General features: G+C 68.1%; 16 protein-coding genes. 3 read left to right on the top strand and 13 right to left on the bottom strand.

The window, feature by feature from the left end; genetic code table 11:
• Window positions 1-4 precede the first annotated feature (4 nt).
• From ACO06P_RS14625 to tsaB, 5 genes are all read right to left on the bottom strand, one after another.
• Entirely contained in the window at window positions 5-880 is an 876-nt protein-coding gene (locus ACO06P_RS14625; RefSeq protein WP_420345970.1) for a GNAT family N-acetyltransferase, read from the bottom strand.
• An 80-nt stretch (window positions 881-960) separates the two neighbouring features.
• Window positions 961-1,413, bottom strand: a complete 453-nt coding sequence (locus tag ACO06P_RS14620) for a Fur family transcriptional regulator (RefSeq protein ID WP_420345969.1) — start codon at window positions 1,411-1,413, stop codon at window positions 961-963.
• A 258-nt stretch (window positions 1,414-1,671) separates the two neighbouring features.
• The gene (locus tag ACO06P_RS14615) at window positions 1,672-2,082 is read right to left on the bottom strand and encodes a MucR family transcriptional regulator (protein WP_299397664.1); all 411 of its coding nucleotides are present in this window, start codon (window positions 2,080-2,082) and stop codon (window positions 1,672-1,674) included.
• Window positions 2,083-2,392: 310 nt separating this feature from the next.
• Window positions 2,393-3,022 (bottom strand): GNAT family N-acetyltransferase, encoded by a 630-nt coding sequence (locus ACO06P_RS14610; RefSeq protein WP_420345968.1) that lies wholly within the window; start codon window positions 3,020-3,022, stop codon window positions 2,393-2,395.
• Complete coding sequence (gene tsaB / locus ACO06P_RS14605; RefSeq protein ID WP_421935200.1) at window positions 3,019-3,768, bottom strand: tRNA (adenosine(37)-N6)-threonylcarbamoyltransferase complex dimerization subunit type 1 TsaB; 750 nt, start codon at window positions 3,766-3,768, stop codon at window positions 3,019-3,021. Before tsaB ends, ACO06P_RS14610 begins: the two co-directional genes overlap by 4 nt.
• Before the next feature lie 251 nt (window positions 3,769-4,019).
• Here tsaB and ddpX point away from each other — a divergent pair, with 251 nt between their 5' ends.
• On the top strand, window positions 4,020-4,604 hold the full coding sequence (gene ddpX, locus ACO06P_RS14600) for a D-alanyl-D-alanine dipeptidase (protein WP_420345965.1): 585 nt from the start codon (window positions 4,020-4,022) through the stop codon (window positions 4,602-4,604).
• Between the two features lie 46 nt (window positions 4,605-4,650).
• On the opposite strand, the gene ACO06P_RS14595 is transcribed toward ddpX, so the two are convergent.
• Window positions 4,651-5,241, bottom strand: a complete 591-nt coding sequence (locus ACO06P_RS14595) for a malonic semialdehyde reductase (protein WP_420345964.1) — start codon at window positions 5,239-5,241, stop codon at window positions 4,651-4,653.
• Between the two features lie 280 nt (window positions 5,242-5,521).
• Here ACO06P_RS14595 and ACO06P_RS14590 point away from each other — a divergent pair, with 280 nt between their 5' ends.
• A complete protein-coding gene (locus tag ACO06P_RS14590) occupies window positions 5,522-6,748 on the top strand; it encodes a polysaccharide deacetylase family protein (RefSeq protein ID WP_420345963.1) in 1,227 nt (408 codons plus the stop codon).
• Here ACO06P_RS14590 and ACO06P_RS14585 read toward each other — a convergent pair.
• From ACO06P_RS14585 to ACO06P_RS14560, 6 genes are all read right to left on the bottom strand, one after another.
• Window positions 6,735-7,739, bottom strand: coding sequence for a glucosaminidase domain-containing protein (locus tag ACO06P_RS14585; RefSeq protein WP_420345962.1), 1,005 nt, complete (start codon window positions 7,737-7,739; stop codon window positions 6,735-6,737). The two genes, ACO06P_RS14590 and ACO06P_RS14585, sit on opposite strands and share 14 nt — an antisense overlap.
• A gap of 242 nt (window positions 7,740-7,981) precedes the next feature.
• On the bottom strand, window positions 7,982-8,542 hold the full coding sequence (locus tag ACO06P_RS14580; RefSeq protein ID WP_420345961.1) for a NifU family protein: 561 nt from the start codon (window positions 8,540-8,542) through the stop codon (window positions 7,982-7,984).
• Window positions 8,543-8,894: 352 nt separating this feature from the next.
• On the bottom strand, window positions 8,895-9,419 hold the full coding sequence (locus ACO06P_RS14575) for a universal stress protein (protein WP_420345960.1): 525 nt from the start codon (window positions 9,417-9,419) through the stop codon (window positions 8,895-8,897).
• Window positions 9,420-9,620: 201 nt separating this feature from the next.
• The gene (gene trpS / locus ACO06P_RS14570; RefSeq protein ID WP_420345959.1) at window positions 9,621-10,649 is read right to left on the bottom strand and encodes a tryptophan--tRNA ligase; all 1,029 of its coding nucleotides are present in this window, start codon (window positions 10,647-10,649) and stop codon (window positions 9,621-9,623) included.
• Between the two features lie 104 nt (window positions 10,650-10,753).
• Window positions 10,754-12,319 carry a murein biosynthesis integral membrane protein MurJ gene (gene murJ / locus ACO06P_RS14565; protein ID WP_420345958.1) on the bottom strand — a complete coding sequence of 522 codons (1,566 nt, stop codon included), beginning with the start codon at window positions 12,317-12,319 and terminating at the stop codon, window positions 10,754-10,756.
• 82 nt (window positions 12,320-12,401) lie between these two features.
• A complete protein-coding gene (locus ACO06P_RS14560; RefSeq protein ID WP_420345957.1) occupies window positions 12,402-15,374 on the bottom strand; it encodes a [protein-PII] uridylyltransferase in 2,973 nt (990 codons plus the stop codon).
• A 125-nt stretch (window positions 15,375-15,499) separates the two neighbouring features.
• Between ACO06P_RS14560 and ACO06P_RS14555 the strand changes: the two genes are divergently transcribed.
• On the top strand, window positions 15,500-15,997 hold the full coding sequence (locus tag ACO06P_RS14555) for a hypothetical protein (RefSeq protein ID WP_420345956.1): 498 nt from the start codon (window positions 15,500-15,502) through the stop codon (window positions 15,995-15,997).
• Here ACO06P_RS14555 and mutS read toward each other — a convergent pair.
• A complete protein-coding gene (gene mutS / locus ACO06P_RS14550) occupies window positions 15,994-18,765 on the bottom strand; it encodes a DNA mismatch repair protein MutS (RefSeq protein ID WP_420345955.1) in 2,772 nt (923 codons plus the stop codon). The two genes, ACO06P_RS14555 and mutS, sit on opposite strands and share 4 nt — an antisense overlap.
• Window positions 18,766-18,777: the final 12 nt, after the last annotated feature.

Genomic DNA, 18,777 nt, shown 5'->3' with positions numbered 1-18,777 from the left:
GGAACTAGGGAGCGCGCCTGGGCCCCCGCGCCGTGCCGGGCGACGCGCCCTGTGCCAGGGCGCCGGCGGCAGAGCCGGCCTCGTCGCGCTTGTAGTGGCGCAGGTACTTCTCTGTCACCCAGTCGGTCTTCACGACGATGCAGACATCGGTGGTTCCGAAGTCATGGTCCACCACCGCGCCGTCGCCGACGAAGCCGCCGAGCCGCAGATACCCCTTGATCAGCGGCGGCAGCGCCTGCCGCGCCGCGGAAATCTCGACCTCGTCGATGGGCAGCAGATCCATGGCCACCCGCCGGCCGTCGACCGCCCTGGCCCGCAGCGCCGGCGGTGCCAGATGGTGATGGTAGAGATAGGAGAGCGGCAGTTTCAGCTGCTGCGGGTCGGTTCCCGGCAGGCTGGCGCAGCCGAACATGATGCTGATGTTGTAGTAGAAGACATACTCCGCAATGCCGCGCCAGAGCAGTTGCATGGCTGCACCAGTGCGGCAGGTGGGATCCACGCAGGACCGCCCGAGTTCCAGGATCTCGCCGGGATAGGCCTCGATCGCCGCGATGTCGTACTCGTCGACCGAGTAGAACTGTCCGCGCCGGGTCGCGCCCTCGCGGCGCATCACCCGATAGGTCCCGACCACCGACTCCGGGCCGGAGCCGCGCTCCTCGTCGAACACCAGCAGATGGTCGCAGAACTCGTCGAAGGAATCGAAATCGCGCCGGGCAGCGCGCATCTCCGGCGTCGGCTGCGCCGTCATCTGCTCATAGAAGATGCGGTAGCGCAAAGCCTGGGCCGCGCGGACTTCCGCCGGGTCTTCGGCCAAGCGGATGCGCAGATTGCCGGCGACCACGTCAACCGGGCGATCCGATTTTGATTCCGCGAGGCTCATGCGACACCCATACAACTATGCGTTAACCCTGGCAAAGACTCATCCGCCCGCGTCGTCCGATCAGGCCGTCGCCGGCGCCGTCAGTCTTTGGATTCGGAAGATTTCGAGGCGCCGTTGTCGTCTTCGTTGTTCAGGCGCACGCCATAGAGTTCAAGCCGGTGATCGACCAGCCGGTAACCAAGGGCCTTGGCGACCTCATTCTGCAGGCGTTCGATCTCTTCGTTGGTGAATTCGACCACCTCGCCCGTCTTTACATCGATCAGATGGTCATGGTGTTCGTCCGGACGTTCTTCGTAGCGCGCCCTACCGTCGCCAAAATCATGGCGCTCCAGAATACTCGCCTCTTCGAACAGTTTGACCGTGCGGTAGACCGTAGCGATGGAAATCCGCGGATCGCGTTCCACCGCGCGCTGATAAACCATCTCCACGTCCGGATGATCGGTGGATTCCGACAGCACACGTGCGATCACGCGCCGCTGATCGGTCATCTTGAGGCCCTTCTCGATGCAAAGCTTCTCTAAGCGATCCGGCATACTTTCCCCAACCATCGCCGGCCACATCCCCTCGTTCGATGGGGCGGCCGTTCCCTTTGCCAATCTCTGCAAGGGCCGCAAACTACCAAGACCTGCGCACCCGATGCCTGTCCCTAACCAATCAGTATAACGGAAGAGACGCCACCCACCTAATAGGCGGAGGCGTCTCTTTTCATAGAGATCTCCAATTGGGGCGGCCGCCTCGGCAGCCGACAGCGCCACATCCGCAGCGAAGCCGAACCGCCACGGCCATGGCAGCTACTTCCGGCGCGCGCGGGTGCCCAGACCGATCTGCTTGGCCAGCTTGCTGCGCTGCTTGGCGTAATTGGGCGCCACCATGGGATAGTCAGCCGGCAAGCCCCAGCGCTCGCGGTAGTCCTCCGGCGACATGTCGTAGGCGGTCTTCAGATGCCGCTTCAGCATCTTCAGTTTCTTGCCGTCTTCGAGGCAGACGATGTGGTCCGGCGTCACCGACTTTTTGATCGGCACGGCCGGGGATGGCCGCTCCGGTTCACGCTCCCGCGCGGTCCCGACGTTCGACAGCGTCTCGTAGACGTCACGGATGATCATCGGCAGGTCGGTAACCGCAACCGAGTTATTGGAGACGTGCGCGGCGACGATGTTCGTCGTCAAGGAAAGCAATTCGCTTTGCTTCGCTTGCTCAGACATTGACCTCTTGAACTCCTCCACATTGCTGTGGCCTATATAAAAATTCCTGGAAAGAGAATCAACAATTATTCAATACGAAAATAATAAATAACCATACTGGCAAAGCGTTGACTTCGCCTTTGCAAATGGCCCAGAAGATATACATCAAAGGCGCGCAAATTGCGCCAAGACCGGCATATTCCGTGCCGGGCGCCACCGTAGACGGTCGCGGCAGCGGGGCGGAGGGTAGCGCGGCCGGGCGGGCAGAGGCGCAATGCCAGGCGGAATCTCAGGACTCTTGCGGCTTGAGACGATGATTCGGGTGTACGGATTACATGAGTAGTCTCTGCAGGATCAGCGCATCCACAGCATCGCCGGCCGCAAGGCGGTAATAGCCGGGCCGGCGTCCAATCAAAGAAAAACCGGCGGTTTTATAGAAGCTCTGCGCGCGCCGGTTGTTCTCTGCGACTTCTAGCTGAATCCGCTCCGCACCCTGGCGTTGTGCAACCTCCAAGCCCTGCGCCAGCAGACGCCGGCCGTAGCCGCGGCGGCGATGCGCCGGGACCACGCCGAAACTCAACAGTTCGCCTTCCGCAAAGAGGACCTGCGCGAGAAAGAACCCGACCGGCTCGTCGTCTGCGCCGTGGCCTTCGGCGTCTTGGCCGGGCACCCCGCGGACGCCCGGCTCCCTGACCGTCGCCAGCAGGGCAAAGCTTCCCGGCATCGCCAGCACTTCCGCCCAGGAGCGCGGGCGCCAGGCCTCACCGACGTGGACTGCCACGCCGGTGCCAGGCGATGCACTGGGCGACGCGCTGGGCGATGCGCCAGTATTCGACGAATCGGGGCACCCCTCGGACGCCGCAGCAGGCTGATAGCAAGCCGCCTGAAGGGCCGACAGCAGGACGACATCGCAGGCCGTGGCAGGGCGAATGAAAAGGGGGCGAACGGAAAGATCGTTCATCGGCGCCGCAGTCGAGCAGGATCGCCGGCAGCAGAGTCCGGAGAGGGGCCGGAGCGCGGGGGTACGACCGTGACATCGGGCGCGCGCAGATAGAGCGGCTGGGCGGCATCGGCCTCCAGGGTGCCGGCCATCAGCCTCTGTGCCGCCCGCGCGGCCAGGACGCCCGCGTCGCTTGGCCCGGCAGCGGCCGCCACGGCCAGATCGCCGCGCCCGGCGGCCGCCAGCGCCGCCGCGGCTTTGTCGGCCGCGTCGCCGGCCAGAAGCAGCGGTTCGGCAGGCAGGACGGCGGGCAACAGGTCCAGGCTTAGCTCACGCGGCCCCCCGCGCGGTTCAAGCGACGACTCGAAGCACTGCAGAAAAACGTCCCCCCGCTTGGAGTCGATGAAACTGGCGACAAGACGCCCGGCGCGCTCCTCGGCCGGCGCGGCGGCGGCGGCCACCTCGAAGGACGACAGCCCCAGCACCGGCAGGCGCCGTGCCAGCGCCAGCCCGCGGGCGGCCGCAAGGCCGATTCGCACCCCGGTGAAGCCGCCGGGGCCGGTCGTCACGGCGACCGCGTCCAGCGCCGCGAATCCGCCGCCCCAGTCGGCCATCGCCTCGGCGATCATGGGCACGAGGTGCTCCGACTGGCCGCGCAGCATGGGGGCAAAGCGCCGAGCCGCGACCCGGCCGCCGGCCCAGACCGCCGCCGAACAGGCGGCGCCGGCGGCTTCCAGGGCCAGCAGGGTTGGATCGGCGATCTTCACCGCCGCACCCCGGCCTCGAAACCGAAGAAGGGCACTATCGGGAAGGGGGGCTCTACCCGGGCGCGGGACAGCGTGCTACCAAGGAGCCGGAAAACCGCATCTTCGCCCATCCGTTCAACGCCCGAGGTCCGCCCCCCGGCATCCCCCCCGGCATCCCCCCTGGCATCATAGTCGCCAGCGCGGAAGCTGCCTGCACCAGCACTGCCTGCACCAGCACTGCCCGCGCCAGACCTGTCGAGACCCGTCCCGCCATGAGCCTTGTTGAAATCGCCCCGCCCGCTTTCGATGTCGACCTCGACATAGCCTATGCCAGCACGGCGAACTTCACCGGCCGGCCGATCTACGGCCGCGCCGTTGCGCAGCTGCATCCTGAAGCCGCCGCCGCCCTCACGCGGGCAATCGATCTCGCCGCCGCCCTTGGCCTGCGCTTCACGGTCTTCGACGCCTTCCGGCCCGTCGAAGCGCAGTGGCAGCTGTGGGAGGCTTATCCCGACCCGCAATTCATCGCCGACCCGCGGCGCGGCTCCAACCACTCCCGCGGGATTGCCGTCGATCTGACACTGATCGACGCCGCCAGCGGCGCGGCGCTGGACATGGGCACGCCCTTTGACGACTTCAGCCCCCTGGCCCACCACGGCCACCGCGACCTCTCCCGCGAGGTCCAGCGCAACCGGGCGATCCTGCTGGGGCTGATGACCGCCGCCGGCTGGGACTGGTACCGCTATGAATGGTGGCACTATCAACTCTTCGATTCGCAGCGCTATCCGCTGTTGCGCGACGCCGCCGCGCCAATGCCGATGATGACGCCCGCCGGCGGTCGCGCCGCCGCCCAATAGCCCGGCGGCGCGGAGGCCCGCGGCGGGCCGCGGTGTGAGCGCCCGATCACAGAAGCTGGCAGGCCTCATCGAATTCGAGCCGGGGCGAGCGCGGGAACAGCGCTTCGGGATCGCCGTGACCGAGGTTGCAGAGGAAGTTCGAGCGCCAGGGTTTGCCGTCAAAGAACTCGGCGTCGACCTTGGCGCGGTCGAATCCGGACATCGGCCCGCAGTCGAGCCCCAGGGCGCGGGCGGCGATGATGAAATAGGCGCCCTGCAGGCTGCCGTTGCGCCAGGCGGTTTCCTCGATCTTGGCCGAACTGCCGGCAAACCAGGACCGCGCATCGGCATGGGGGAAGAGCTTTGGCAGCTGCTCGTAAAACTCCAGATCGTAGGCGATGATCGCCGTGGCCGGCGCGGCCATGGTCTTGTCCATGTTGCCCTTGTCGAGCGCCGGCCGCAGGCGTTCCTTGGCCTCCCGGCTGCGCAGGAATAAAACCCGCATGGGGCTGCAGTTGGCGCTCGTAGGGCCCATCTTGGCGAGATCGTAGATGGCCTCCAGCAAAACATCGCTGATTTCCGCGTCCTTCCAGGCCGAATGGGTTCTGGCGTGACGGAAAATCTGATCCAGGCCCGCATCGCTCAAGATTTCATTCACGGCTTATCCCTTTCTTAAGCTCCGATAGCCACCCTCTACCCTCGCGGGAACCGCCCCCGGCGGACGCGTCGGGCCATACCTTGGCCTCTGGGCGTCATGGGGGCAAGTCCATGGGGCCGGCGCGAGACCCCCGAAGCGGCGAAGGCCGCAGATCCGGGAAGCTGAAAGGCCGAGGCCGCAGGCCTGGCGCCTCCTGGCGCCCCAGATACCCTGGAAACCCCCGCAAGCGTTCCCCCTGCCGGCACGGCGCCTGCCGGGGAGAGCAAAGGAGGATGCTGTCATGGTGGATGACATGGTGATCTCAAGGGGAGCTCTCTCGGACCGCGGCCTGCGGCCGCTGAGAAAGCCGCGCCCGGTCGGCGGCTATATGGCGCTGACCTCCGCCCTGCTTGGCATCGGCTTGCTTGCCATCGGCCTGGTGGGAGCCGCCAGCGCCCAGGAAGCCAAGCCGGCCCGGGACACGAACCTGAGCGGCATCACCCACAGCGCGGACAGCGGTGCGGTCGTGCTCATGTATCACCGCTTCGGCGAAGATCACCTGCCCTCCACCAGCGTCCGGCTCAGCCAGTTCGAGGCGCATCTCGATGAGCTGGCGACCGGCGGCTACCATGTCCTGCCGCTGCCGGAGATCGTCAGCGCCCTGCGCGAGGGCCGCCCCCTGCCGGACCGCAGCGTCGCCATCACCATCGATGACGGCGTCCGCTCGGTCTACGAGGAGGCCTGGCCGCGCCTGCGGGCCCGCAACCTGCCCTTCACGATCTTCGTTTCCACCGCCCCGCTGGACCGCGGGCTGCCGGGCTACGTGTCCTGGGATGAGCTGCGCGAGATGGTCGAGGGCGGCGGCGTGACCGTCGGCAACCACGGCCACCGCCATTCCCACATGGTGCGCCTGAGCGCCGAGGAGCAGCGCGCCAACATCGACAAGGCCGCCGTCCGGCTGTTTGCCGAGCTTGGGTCCGCTCCGCAGATCTTCGCCTATCCCTACGGCGAAATCTCGGCCGAACTGCGGGCCGCGGTGCGCGATGCGGGCTTCGAGGCCGCCTTCGGGCAGCACTCCGGCGCTGCCGGGCCCCTGGCCGACCGCCTTACGCTGCCGCGCTTTCCCATCAACGAGGCCTACGGCGACATGGAGCGCTTCCGCCTGGTTGCCAACACCCTGCCGCTGCCGGTGCGCGAGGTGACGCCGAACGACCTCTTCCTGCGCACGGCAGCCCAGAATCCGCCGAGCTTTGGCTTCACCGTCGCCGGGCCGGTCGAGGATCTGCGCAACCTGAACTGCTTCGCCCGCGGTGACGAACCGGCCCTGACCCTGCTGGACAACCGCATCGAGCTGCGCCTGTCGCAGCCGCTGCCGAGCGGCCGGGCGCGCATCAACTGCACGCTGAGGGCCGATAACGGCCGCTGGCGTTGGTTCGGAACGCAGTTCGTGGTGAGCAGCGACGCCGCGGTCGCGCCGACGACGGCGCCCAGCGCGGCGACACAACCTGCCGGGGCTACGAGCGAGTAAGCAGCTCCAGCCGCAGCCCGTCGAGGGCGCGCAGGTCGTTGCGGGAAATCAGGCGCCGAAGCGCGGCCACGTAGTCTGCCCCTTCTTCCGAGTACTGCGAGAGCGAGCCGGCCAGATCGATGGCATCGGCGCGCTGCCCGCCGGCGCGGGACTTCGCCCGCAGTTCGCGGAAGCGCTGGTAGGCGCGGTGGCTGTTGAGGTTGTGCAGATAGGACCGCACGCCGGTCATCAGGTCGGGAAATGCCCGTACGCGGAAGCTCGCATCGGCCACGTCCTTTGGCGCGAGACCCGGCTGGTGGTCGCTCCACACCCGCTGCCCGAAAAGCGCGTTGGCGTCGCGGGCGAAACGCGAGCGGCCCCAGCCGCTTTCCTGGGCCGCCTGGGCAAGGGCGAGGCTGGGCGGCACCTGATCGATGCGGCTCAACAGATCGGCGGCATCGCCGGGCGCGGCTCCGTACCATTCGGCCACCTGTTCCAGCCACAGCGCGTCGGTGGCGCCTAACCGCCCCGCCGCCTTGGCGTCCAGGGCGGCGACAACCTGAGTGCGGATGCGGGCAATCTCCGCGTTGGCCTGCAGGACAAGGGGCAGCAGGCTGCGCAGAAACAGCGCCTTGCGGCGATCGCTGTCCGACAGCTCGTCCATATCGCGCGGCAGGCGCGCCACCGCCAGCCGCGGCACCGGCGCACCGCTGTGCAGGCGCGAGAGCGTGTAGCCGGTCGAGTCGAAATAGGCGGCGAGGTCGTTGGCGTCGCGCGGCGGCAGGCGGCGCAGGACCGGCCCCTGCGACAGCAGCCCCAACTCCTGCCAGGCGGAAGGGGGCAGCGGCTGCGCGCCCTGCCAAAGGCCGAGCACCAGGCAGACCCCGAAGACCCCGCTCAGAACCGTCGTGCGGCCCAGCAGGCTGCGGTTCGCGCGGATGCAGGCGCGCTGCACCGTCGGCTGCCAACGGCGCCAGTGTTGCAAAAGCGGATACAGACTGCGCGCCACCATTGCCTCAAGGCCTCCCGATAGAGTGCAACGTAGCCCCGACGGCGGTGAAGATAGCGGCCCCTTCCCCAACAATTCGTTATCGCCGACGTGCTGCGCGAAGCCGCCAGGAATTGACACAGAAAACCGGAAAGCAGGCGCGCTTTCCGGTTTTCGGTCTGTGCGAAAGGAAAAGCCGCGAAGCTGCAGCCGCGGGCCTGCGGAGCGTTCCGGCCGGAAGGCCGCCCGCCACCGTCAAACGAAGGTCAAACGACCGGGCGAACCTCAACGACTTCGGGGATGTAGTGCCGCAGCATGTTCTCGATGCCCATTTTCAGGGTCGCCGTGGAGCTGGGGCAGCCGGAGCAGGCGCCCTGCATGTGCAGGTAGACCACGCCCTTGTCGAAACCGCGGAAAACGATATCCCCGCCGTCCTGGGCCACGGCCGGACGCACACGGGTGTCCAGCAGTTCTTTGATCTGGCTGACAACCTCGTTGTCCTCGGCATCGCCGCTGTGGCCCTCGTCGCCGGCGTCGGCATCGGCATTCAGGACCGGGCGGCCGGCGGTGAAGTGCTCCATGATGACGCCGAGGATGGCCGGCTTCATCAGATACCACTCGCGCTGGTCTTCCTTGGTGACGGAAACGAAATCGGTGCCGAAGAAGACGCCGACCACGCCGTCGACCTCGAAAAGGCGCTCAGCCAGCGGCGAGCGCCCGGCCGAAGCGGCGTCGGGGAAGTTCGCGGTCCCGCTTTCCAGCACCGCACGCCCGGGCAGAAACTTCAGGGTCGCCGGGTTCGGCGTCTGTTCGGTTTGGATGAACATCGCAGATCACTCCTTGGTCTTCGACCCCAGGCCGCGGGCGTCGGCACGCCCCTGCTAAACCTATGGGTATTCGGGAGGTTTTCCCGATTTCTGGTTCCCGATCTTGGCTTCAATGTGGCGCGCTCAACCCCGGCCTTCAAGCGCTATCCTTAAACCTGACTGAATTACTCAGATTTGCATACCGCGCTTTTGCGGCGCTGGCAAGAGCCGCGGTTTCGGCCCTTCACCAGGCCCTGCATCAGGCCCCGCATCAGGCCTCAAAGAAAACAGGCGCAAGAGCGGGCCCAGAATCGGGCCCAGAATCGGGCCCAGAATCGGGCCCAGAATCGGACCCAGAATCGGACCCGGCGCTTCAGGTGACCGCGTCGATCTCCTCGACCGTCATGGAGTCCGGCACCACGGTTACAGGGATATGCAGGCGGCCCAGGAACTTGCCGGTCATGGCGGAAACCAGGGGGCCAGGACCGCGTTTGTGGGTGGCCGCACCCAGAACCAGGATGGAGATATTGGGCTCCTCGTCCAGCAGGGCCAGGAGTTCGTCCCGGCGGTCGCCTTCGCGCACGTAGAGGATCGGCAGCGAACCCGAAAGCTCGCTGACCTCGGCGGCCATCCGCTGCAGCACCTGCTCGGCTTCGGTGCGCGCCTCTTCGCGCATGATGTCGCCGACCGACATCCAGTGCTGGAATTCCGAGGGTTCCACCACGTAGAGCATGGCCACCTTGCCGCCCGTGCGCCGCGCCCGGAGCGCCGCAAAGCGCAGCGCCACGCGCATCTCTTCGGTTTCGTCGACGACGACCAGAAAGACCCGGTGGTTCGCTTCCCGCGGTGGTTCCTGGCCCGGTGTTTCCAGACCCTGCGTTTCCTGCGCCTCAGACATGGCAGATCCCTTTTGCGCGGTGCCGGCACCGGGGTGCGGCAAGGCGGTCGCCGACCGTCTTGCAGCCCTCCCGCGGACCCGATCCGCTGAACCCTGCCACTACCCGGCTGGACCGCGCAATCGCCGCGATTTTCCCACGATTTGGGGGAGAATTCTCCAATCCGCTCTCAGGGTCGCCTTGGGGCCGCCATAGGGCCGCCCTTAGGGCCGCAGAAACCCGACGATGTCGTAGACCTCGGCCAGGATCGGATCGGCCAGGGCGCGGGCGCGTTCGGCCCCGTCGCGCAGCACCGAATCCACATAGCCGGGGTCATCGACCATGCGCGTCATCTCCGCACCCATGTGGCCGAGTCCGGCCACGGCAACATCGGTCATCGCCTTTTTGAAGTCGGCGAATCCCTTGCCCTCGAACTCGGTCACCACGTCCGCGAGGTTTTGATTCGTAAGGGCGGCGAAGATGGTCAGCAGATTGGCGGCTTCCGGGCGCGCCTCGCGGAAAGCCGCAGCGAACTGCCCCTCCGCATCGACCACCGAGGCATCGGGCAGCAATTCGGAATCGCTGGTCGCGCGGCGGATCTTCTTGGCCACCGCGTCGGCATCGTCGGTCATGTTGATGCGCGCCGCGTCCGAGGGGTCGGAGCTGCTCATCTTCTTGGTGCCGTCGCGCAGCGACATCACCCTTGTGGCCGTCCCCTGGATCAGCGGCTGGACGATGGGAAAGAAATCGACGCTGAAGTCGTTGTTGAACTTCTGCGCGACGTCGCGGGTGAGTTCCAGGTGCTGCTTCTGGTCCTCGCCGACCGGCACGTGGGTGCCTTTGTAGACCAGGATATCGGCGGCCATGAGGTTGGGATAGACGTAGAGCCCGGAGGACGCCTTTTCCCGGTTCTTGCCGGCCTTGTCCTTGAACTGGGTCATGCGGTTCAGCCAGCCCAGGCGGGTCACGCAGTTGAAGACCCAGGCCAGTTCGGCATGGGCGGCGACCTGCGACTGGTTGAAGATGATCGACTTTTCCGGGTCGATGCCGGCGGCGAGATAGCCGGCGGTGACCTCGCGGGTGCGCCGGCGCAGCTCGGCCGGCTCCTGCCACACCGTGATGGCGTGCAGGTCGACGACGCAGTAGATGCAGTCGTTGTCGGCCTGCAGATCCACGAACCTGCGGATCGCTCCCAGATAGTTGCCGAGGTGAAGATTGCCGGAGGGCTGGACGCCGGAAAAGATGCGTTTCATCGCGAGGGTTCTGTTCAGAAATGGAGCTCTGGAGATGAGGCGCGGTTATCGCTGGACCGCCGCCGGGGGTCAAGCCCGCCGAGAGTGCGGCGGGAACACCCCGGCTAGTCTGCGGTCTTGCCGCCCTTGGGTTGGCGCCGCAGCGCCGCCCGCAGCTCGCTGCGGGAGACGGCGCCAAGCGCGAAGGCGGCGGCGGCGTAGACGACAAGACCCGCGGCCACCAGCGCCACCAGCCCCAGCACCCGCTCGAAGAAGCCGCCCGCCATCCAGCCGGCCAGGAGCGTCTGCACCCCCCAGAGCGCCAGCGCCATGACGACGGCGGCGGCGAGGATGCGCGGCAGGCGCTGGCGGAAGCGCCCGTCCAGCGCCCAGAAGCCGCGCCGCCTGAGCGAGACCACCAGCAGCAGGGTGTTGAGCCAGGCCGCCAGCGCGGTCGCCAGCGCGATTCCGACGTGGGCCATGTAGAGAAAAAGCAGCAGGCTGAGCACGATGTTGGCGACCACCGAGACGACGGAGAAGCGGAAAGGCGTCACCGTGTCCTCGCGCGCGTAGAAGGCGGGCTGCAGGATCTTCACCAGCACGTAGGCCGGCAGGCCGCCGGCGAAAGCCGCCAGGGCGGCGGCGGTGGCCGCCGCGTCGTCGGGCCCGAAGGCGCCGTGCTGGAAGAGGCCGCCGACGATGGCGCCGGGGATGACCAGAAGCGCCAGGGTCGCCGGCAGGGTCAGCAGCAGCGCGAACTCCAGCCCGCGGTTGAGGCTCTGCATGGCCGCGGCCTCGGCACCGCCGCGCAGCTTGCGCGCCATGTCCGGCAGCAGAACGACACCGATGGCGATGCCGATCAGGCCCAGGGGCAGCTGATAGACCCGGTCGGCGTAGTAGAGATAGGAGAAGGCGCCCTCCTGCCAGCTGGCGATGGAGGAGCCGACGAAGATGTTGATCTGCAGCGCCCCGGCCGACAGAACGCCGGGCACCAGCAGCACCAGGAGGCGGCGCACCCCTGGGGTGAGGCGCGGGCGCGGCAGGCGCAGCGCCATGCCGGCGCGCGCCGCAGCCACCACCAGAAAGATCATCTGCGCGGCGCCGGCCAGGCAGACGGTCCAGGCCATCAGGTAGCCGGGCGCCCCGGTGAAGGGCAGCACCACGACCAGCGCCAGGATGAAGAGGACGTTCAGCAGGATCGGCGCCGCCGCCGCGGCGGCGAAGCGGTAGAGCGAATTGAGCACGCCGGAGAGCAGCGCCACGACACCCATGAAGAGGAGGTAGGGGAAGGTGATGCGCGACAGTTCGACGGCCAGCGCCAGCTTCTCCGGGTCCTGGGAGAAGCCGGAGCCGATGACGTAGATGAACCACGGCATGCCGGCCATGGCGGCGGCGGAAAAGACCAGGAGGCCGGTGATCAGCACCGACAGCGCCTGCTCGGCGAAGCGCCGCGCGGCGGCCTCGCCCTCCTGCTCCAGGCGGCGGGCGAAGAGCGGCACGAAGGCGGCGTTGAAGGCGCCCTCGGCGAAGAGCCGGCGGAACAGGTTGGGCAGGCGAAAGGCGGCGAAAAAGGCATCGGCCACCGGACTGGCGCCGACCACGTTGGCGATCAGGATATCGCGGAGAAAGCCGAGGACACGGCTGATGCCGGTATAGCCCCCGACGGTCGCAACGGAACGAACAAGGCTCATGTCCGCTCCTTCTAGAGAATTGCGGCGGGCATAGAAAGCCTTCGGGTTCCGGCGGCAGGAGCCTCCGGGGCGGACCCGGGACCTACTTTCGCGCTTCCTTGCCGGCTTTGACCGGCTTGGCGGCGATCTTGGCGGTTCTGGACGCCGGCTTGGCGGCGGGTTTGGCCTTTGCCTTGGCGTCTCCGACCTTGGCCGGCTTCTTGACGAGGCTGCAGTCGCCGTCCTGCAGGGCGGCGATCAGCTTTTTCTCGATGTTGCGCAGCTTCACCTTGTTCTCGATCTTGCCGCCGAGCGCATCCTGCACATAGAAGACGTCGACCGCCCGCTCGCCGAAGGTGGCGATGCGCGCCGACTTGATGATCAGGTTGAGGCGGGTGAGCGCGAGGGTCACCTGGTAAAGCAGCCCTGGCCGGTCGCGTCCGTTCACCTCGACGACGGTGTGGTTGCGGCTCGCCTTGTTGTCGATCAGCACCCGGGGCGAAACCTTGAAGACCCGCAGGCGGCTGGGGATGGGCGACTTCTGCGCTTCGAGTTCCTGCAGCGGCTTCAGCCGCCCGGCCAGGCTCTGTTCGATCGCCGCGGAGAGCCGCGCCAGCTTGCCCGGCTGGTCGAAGGGGCCGCCGGTGGCGTCTTCCACGTAGAAGGAGTCCAGCGCCATGCCGTTGCGCAGGGTGAAGATCTGCGCCGCGGTGATGGAGGCTCCGGCGACCGCCATGGCCCCGGCGATGCGGCTGAACAGACCGGGATGATCGGCCGTGTAGACCGTCACCTCGGTCGCCTCGCGGTAGCGGTCGATACGGGTGTCGATGGTCAGCGGCCGGCCGCTCTGGTCGGCCTCGCGCAGCAGGTTGGCATGGCGCAGATGGGTGTCGGCATCCAGCCCGGTCCAGTAGGCCGGATAGCCGCGGCGCAGATGGGCGGTGATGTCCTTGGCGTTCCAGCCGGCCTGCTGCAGCCGCTCGCGCAGGCCGAACTTGGCCGCCTTGACCCTTGCGTCGCGGCTGTCGGCCGCCAGCCCGCCGGACAGCAGGGCCTCCGTCCCCCAGTAGAGGTCGCGCAGCAGCGCCGCCTTCCAGGCCGTCCAGACCCCCGGGCCGACGGCCCGGATGTCCGCCACGGTAAGGACCAGCAGCAGGCGCAGGCGTTCCGGCGACTGCACCAGATCGGCGAAGTCCTGCAGCGTCTTCGGGTCGTTGATGTCGCGCTTGAAGGCGGTGTCGCTCATCGCAAGGTGGTGCAGCACCAGCCAGGCCACGGTCTCGGTCTCCGCCTCGCTGAAGCCGAAGCGCGGGCAGACCTTCTCGGCCACCTTCGCGCCGAGAACCGAGTGATCGCCCTGGCGGCCCTTGGCGATGTCGTGCAGCAGCACCGCCATGAACAGCACGCGCCGCGACAGCACCTTGTGCACCACGTCGCTGGCGATGGGCGCCTCGGTGGCGAGCCGGCCCTCTTCGATGGCGTGCAGCACGCCGATGGCGAAGATGGTGTGCTCGTCCACCGTGTAGTGGTGATACATGTTGTACTGCATCTGCGCGACGACGCGCCCGAAGTCCGGCAGAAAGCGCCCGAAGACACCCGCCTCGTTGAGACGCCGGAGCGTGATCTCCGGATCGTGCTTCGAGGTCAGCATCTCCATGAACAGCTCGTTGGCGCGGGCGTCGCCGTGCAGGGTCTTGTTCACGCGCTTCAGGTTGCGCGTGATCAAGCGCAGCGCGTCGGGGTGGATGTCGAGGTCGTGCTTCTGGGCGACCCGGAAGATGCGCAGCATCTCCACCGGGTCCTCGGCGAAGACCTCGGCGGAAGCGACAGTCAGGCGGTCGCCCTCCAGCGCGAAGCCTTCGACCTTGCGGCGGCGGCGCAGGCTCGGCAGGCGGAAGCGCGAACGCCGGTCGTGCTCGGCCTCGATCGCCGAGCAGAAGATGCGCGTCAGGTCGCCCACCTCCTTGGCGACCAGAAAGTAGCGCTTCATGAAGCGCTCGACATCCATCAGCCCGGCATGGGCGGTGAAGCCCATCAGCGGCGCCAGCTGCTTTTGCATGTCGAAGGTCAGGCGCTCCTCGGCACGGCCGGAGCTGTAGTGCATGTAGCAGCGCAGCGTCCAGAGATAGTTCTGCGCCTTTTCGAAGCGCCGCACCTCGGCCGCTGTAAAGACCTTGCGCTCGACCAGCTTGGCGATGTCGTCGACGTTGTAGAGATACTTGGCGATCCAGAACAGCGTGTGCAGATCGCGCAGGCCGCCTTTGCCTTCCTTGATGTTGGGCTCCAGCGTATAGCGTGAGCCGCCGAAGCGCCGATGGCGGCTGGAGCGTTCCTTCAGCTTGGCTTCGATGAACTTGGCCCCGCCGCCGGCCTGCACCTCCTTCGCGAAGCGCTTGCGCAGTTCGCGGAACAGGTCCTGATCGCCCCACAGCCAGCGCGCCTCCAACAGCGCGGTGCAGATGGTGATGTCGGTCTTGGCGAGACGCAAACACTCGCGCACGGAGCGGGTCGCATGGCCGACCTTGAAGCCGAGATCCCAGAGGAAGTAGAGCATCTCCTCCACCACCTGCTCGCTGCGCGGAGTCAGCTTGTAGGGCAGCAGGAAGAGCAGATCGATGTCGGAATGCGGTGCAAGTTCGCCACGGCCGTAGCCGCCGAGGGCAACCAGGCAGAGCCGCTCGCCGGTCGAGGGGTTGGCCAGGGGGTAGAGCCGCTGGCCGACGTGGTCGTAGATCACGCGCAGGACCTGGTCGACCAGATAGGACTCGGCGCGCACCGTCGCCGTGCCGGAGGCGCCGGCCTCCAGCCGCCGGCGCACCTCCGCCCGGCCGTCCTTCAGCGCCTGTTTCAGAAGGTCGAGCACCGCGGCACGCAGCGCCGGCCCCGGGGCCTGCCGCTCCGCCAGCTCGTCTATCGCCGCGAGCAGGCTGCGCCGGGAGACGATGGCGCGGCGGTTCTCGACCCGCAGGTCGTCCTCGAAGCCACCCTCTTCAGGGCCGGAATCCGGAGCCTTCTGCGGTGTCTTGCCCGGTTTTGCGGCCCTTCCGGGCACGGTTATGTCAAGGCTTGCAGGCATGCTATCCTTCACATCGCCCTTTGCGGCGGCCCTGTCCAGTCCCCCGGCCCAATCTCCCGGGGGCCATGAAACCCGGGGGCCATGAAACCGGGGGTCCGTGAAAACCGGGGGCCAAGAGCGAGAGTATGGCACGAATCCTTGGTACGGTCCTAAAGACCGTCTGTGTACTCGCAATCCTCGGCGCCTGCGCAAGCCAGGCCGATCCGCCGCTGATGCGCGCCAGCGCGACAGCCGAGGCGGAGAGCCTGAAGCTCAGGGTCGATGACATTCCGCCGGGGCGCGAAATCCTGGCCCTGGTGCTGGTCGATCCCCAGGGCCGGGAGACACCGGCCCGCGACCGCGAGGTCGTCACCCGCCAGACCGGCAGCGGCGGCGCCTCCGGCCCCGGCATCGGGGTGGGCGCCACCGGCGGCTCCTCCAGCGGCGTGAAACCCTTCATCTCCCTCGGCTACATCTTCCGCGGCAGCCGCGAGGAGCGGCGCAGCCAGTACCTGACCGCCGAGATCCCGGTTGCCGAACCGGAGCGCTACCGCAGCGACTGGCGCGACTGGCGCATCGAGGTGCGCTACCGCGATGTGGCAGGCAGCGACGGCCTGCTGACCCTGGCGGCGCCGCCGCTCTAGGACTCGCTTTTCTCCGACAGCTCCTTCAGTCGGTAGATCAGCTCCAGCGCCTCGCGCGGGCTGAGACCATCCGGCTCGACCTCCGAAAGCGTCGCGTCGACGGGGGAGGGCCCGGACGAAGCTGCGGGCTGGCTCAGCGTGGCCGCGAAGAGCGGCAGATCGTCAGCCAGGCGCGAGAGGGCGCCGGCCTGCTCGCCCTGTTCCAGGGTCGCCAACACCGCCTCGGCGCGGTCGATCGCCGCCTTGGGCAGGCCGGCCAGCTTGGCGACGTGGATGCCGTAGGAACGGTCGGCGGCACCGGCCACAACCTCGTGCAGGAAGACCACGTCGTCCTGCCACTCCTTCACCCGCATGGCATGGCAGGACAGAGAGTCCAGCTTGGCGGCTAGGGCCGTCAGCTCGTGGTAGTGGGTGGCGAAGAGGGCACGGCAGCGGTTCACCTGATCCAGGTGTTCGATGCAGGCCCAGGCGATGGAGAGCCCGTCGAAGGTGGCCGTGCCGCGGCCGATCTCGTCCAGGATCACCAGCGCACGCGGCCCCGCCTGGTTGAGGATGGCGGCGGTCTCCACCATCTCGACCATGAAGGTCGAACGGCCCCGGGCCAGATCGTCGGCGGCGCCGACGCGGCTGAACAGCCGGTCGACCAGCCCGATATGAGCAGAGGCCGCGGGCACGTAGCTGCCCATCTGGGCGAGCACGGCAATCAGCGCGTTCTGGCGCAGGAAGGTGCTCTTGCCCGCCATGTTGGGGCCGGTGATCAGCCAGATGCGGCCGACACCTGAGTCGGGATCGGGGTCGTCCTCCAGGCGGCAGTCGTTGGCGACGAAGCCGCCTTCCTGCGCGCGCGCCAGCGCGGCTTCCACCACCGGGTGGCGCCCTTCGCGGATATCGAAGGCGGCGCTGTCATCGATGCGCGGGCGGCACCAGCGCTGTTCGACCGCCAGCTCGGCCAGGCCGGCGGCAACGTCCAGGGCCGCCAGCACCCGGGCGCTGTGCGCGACGGCCTCGGCCTGGCCCAGCACCTCTGCCACCAGGCGCTGAAAGATCTCCAGTTCCAGTGCCAGGGCGCGCTCCGCCGCCGAGGCGATCTTCTGCTCCAGCTCCGACAGCTCCACCGTGGTGAAGCGCATCGCCGAGGCCAGGGTCTGGCGGTGGATGAAGGGCCCTTCGGCGCCGGTTTTGATCTTGCCGGCATGGGTCGGCGTCACCTCGATGAAGTAGCCGAGCACGTTGTTGTGCTTGACCTTGAGGCTGGGCACGCCGGCCTCCTCGGCATAGCGGCTCTGCAGCCCGGCCATCAGCTTGCGGCTGTCGTCGCGCAGGCTGCGCAGCTCATCCAAGGCTGCCTCGTAGCCGGCGGCGATGCAGCCGCCATCGCGGGCCAGAAACGGCGGTTCCGCCGCCAGAGCCGCGTCCAGGATTGCGACGAGGTCCGCATGACCGCCGAGGCTTTCCAGATCGCCTGCGTCCAGGCTCGGCGGCGCAAGACCGGCGCGCGCGACGATGAGCCGCGCCAGATCCCCCGCCACCGCGAGCGCGCCGCGCACCGCCGCCAGGTCGCGCGGCCCGCCGCGCCCGAGACTGAGGCGGGAAAGGGCCCGCTCGATATCCGGACAGCGCCGCAGCGCCGCGCGCAGGTCGGCGCGCAGTCCGCCGTCCTCGATGAGCCAGGCCAGCTGGTCGTGGCGCGCGGCGATGGCCGGGGGGTCGGTCAGCGGCGCGGCGAGCCGGGTCGCCAGCAGCCGGGCCCCGGCGCCGGTGACGCTGCGGTCGATGGTGGCGAGCAGGGTGCCGTCGCGGCCGCCGGAGAGGGCTTCGGTCAGTTCCAGGTTGCGCCGCGTGGCGGCGTCGATCTCCATCACCGCGCCCCCGGCCAGCTGCCGCGGTGGCTGCAGGCGGGGCATCTTCCCTTTCTGGGTGAGCGCCAGATAATCGATCAGCGCGCCTGCGGCGGCCAGTTCAGCACGGCCGAAGGCGCCGAAAGCCTCCAGGGCCCTGACCTGAAACACCTCCTCCAGGCGGCGGCGGGCGTTGCCGCTGTCGAAGCGGGGCGCCGGCAGCGGGCTCAGCCGCTCGCGCAGGTCGGCCAGGGCCTCGGCGACCGCGGGCTGGGCCAGCAGGCTTTCCGGCAGGATGATCTCGCCGGGATCGAGGCGCGCCAGCGCTGCGCCCAGATTCCCGGCGGCCAGATCCCCGGCGGCGAGCGCCTGGGTCTGGAAGTCGCCGGTCGAGATGTCGAGCCAGGCGAGGGCCAGAGCGCCGCCGGCGCTCGCCAGCGCGGCCAGGTAGTTGTGGGCCCGCGCGTCCAGCAGGGCGTCCTCGGTCAGGGTGCCGGGCGTGACGATGCGCACCACCGCCCGGCGCACCACCGACTTGCTGCCGCGCTTCTTGGCCTCCGCCGGGTCCTCGGTCTGCTCGCAGACCGCGACCTTGAAGCCCTTGCGGATCAGGCGCGCAAGATAGCCGTCCGCGGAATGCACGGGCACGCCGCACATGGGGATGTCCGCGCCCTGGTGCTGGCCGCGCTTGGTCAGCGCGATGTCCAGGGCGGCGGAGGCCTGTTGCGCGTCCTCGAAAAACAGTTCGTAGAAGTCCCCCATGCGATAGAACAGCAGGACGCCCGGATGCTCGGCCTTGATCTCCAGGTACTGGGTCATCATGGGCGTTACGCCGGCCGGCTTGACGGGCCGCGCCGCCTTTGCTGTCTGGGCGGCGCCGGTTCCCGGAGTCTGGTCCGGCTGGGCTGCGGGGGCGGGTTTTGCGGTCATCGATCCAAGGGG

This window comes from Pelagibius sp. (assembly GCF_965227505.1).
Classification (GTDB): domain Bacteria; phylum Pseudomonadota; class Alphaproteobacteria; order Kiloniellales; family Kiloniellaceae; genus Pelagibius.
The sequence above is the reverse complement of the archived record's forward strand: the minus strand, read 5'-3'. Positions and strand labels throughout refer to the sequence as shown.

Bases quoted from the DNA above. Each gene is read 5' to 3' on its own strand.
- ACO06P_RS14625 (WP_420345970.1), bottom strand. From the start codon at position 880: ATGAGCCTCGCGGAATCAAAATCGGATCGCCCGGTTGACGTGGTCGCC.
- ACO06P_RS14620 (WP_420345969.1), bottom strand. From the start codon at position 1,413: ATGCCGGATCGCTTAGAGAAGCTTTGCATCGAGAAGGGCCTCAAGATG.
- ACO06P_RS14615 (WP_299397664.1), bottom strand. From the start codon at position 2,082: ATGTCTGAGCAAGCGAAGCAAAGCGAATTGCTTTCCTTGACGACGAAC.
- ACO06P_RS14610 (WP_420345968.1), bottom strand. From the start codon at position 3,022: ATGAACGATCTTTCCGTTCGCCCCCTTTTCATTCGCCCTGCCACGGCC.
- ddpX (WP_420345965.1), top strand. From the start codon at position 4,020: ATGAGCCTTGTTGAAATCGCCCCGCCCGCTTTCGATGTCGACCTCGAC.
- ACO06P_RS14590 (WP_420345963.1), top strand. From the start codon at position 5,522: ATGGTGGATGACATGGTGATCTCAAGGGGAGCTCTCTCGGACCGCGGC.
- ACO06P_RS14585 (WP_420345962.1), bottom strand. From the start codon at position 7,739: ATGGTGGCGCGCAGTCTGTATCCGCTTTTGCAACACTGGCGCCGTTGG.
- ACO06P_RS14580 (WP_420345961.1), bottom strand. From the start codon at position 8,542: ATGTTCATCCAAACCGAACAGACGCCGAACCCGGCGACCCTGAAGTTT.
- ACO06P_RS14575 (WP_420345960.1), bottom strand. From the start codon at position 9,419: ATGTCTGAGGCGCAGGAAACGCAGGGTCTGGAAACACCGGGCCAGGAA.
- trpS (WP_420345959.1), bottom strand. From the start codon at position 10,649: ATGAAACGCATCTTTTCCGGCGTCCAGCCCTCCGGCAATCTTCACCTC.
- murJ (WP_420345958.1), bottom strand. From the start codon at position 12,319: ATGAGCCTTGTTCGTTCCGTTGCGACCGTCGGGGGCTATACCGGCATC.
- ACO06P_RS14560 (WP_420345957.1), bottom strand. From the start codon at position 15,374: ATGCCTGCAAGCCTTGACATAACCGTGCCCGGAAGGGCCGCAAAACCG.
- ACO06P_RS14555 (WP_420345956.1), top strand. From the start codon at position 15,500: ATGGCACGAATCCTTGGTACGGTCCTAAAGACCGTCTGTGTACTCGCA.
- mutS (WP_420345955.1), bottom strand. From the start codon at position 18,765: ATGACCGCAAAACCCGCCCCCGCAGCCCAGCCGGACCAGACTCCGGGA.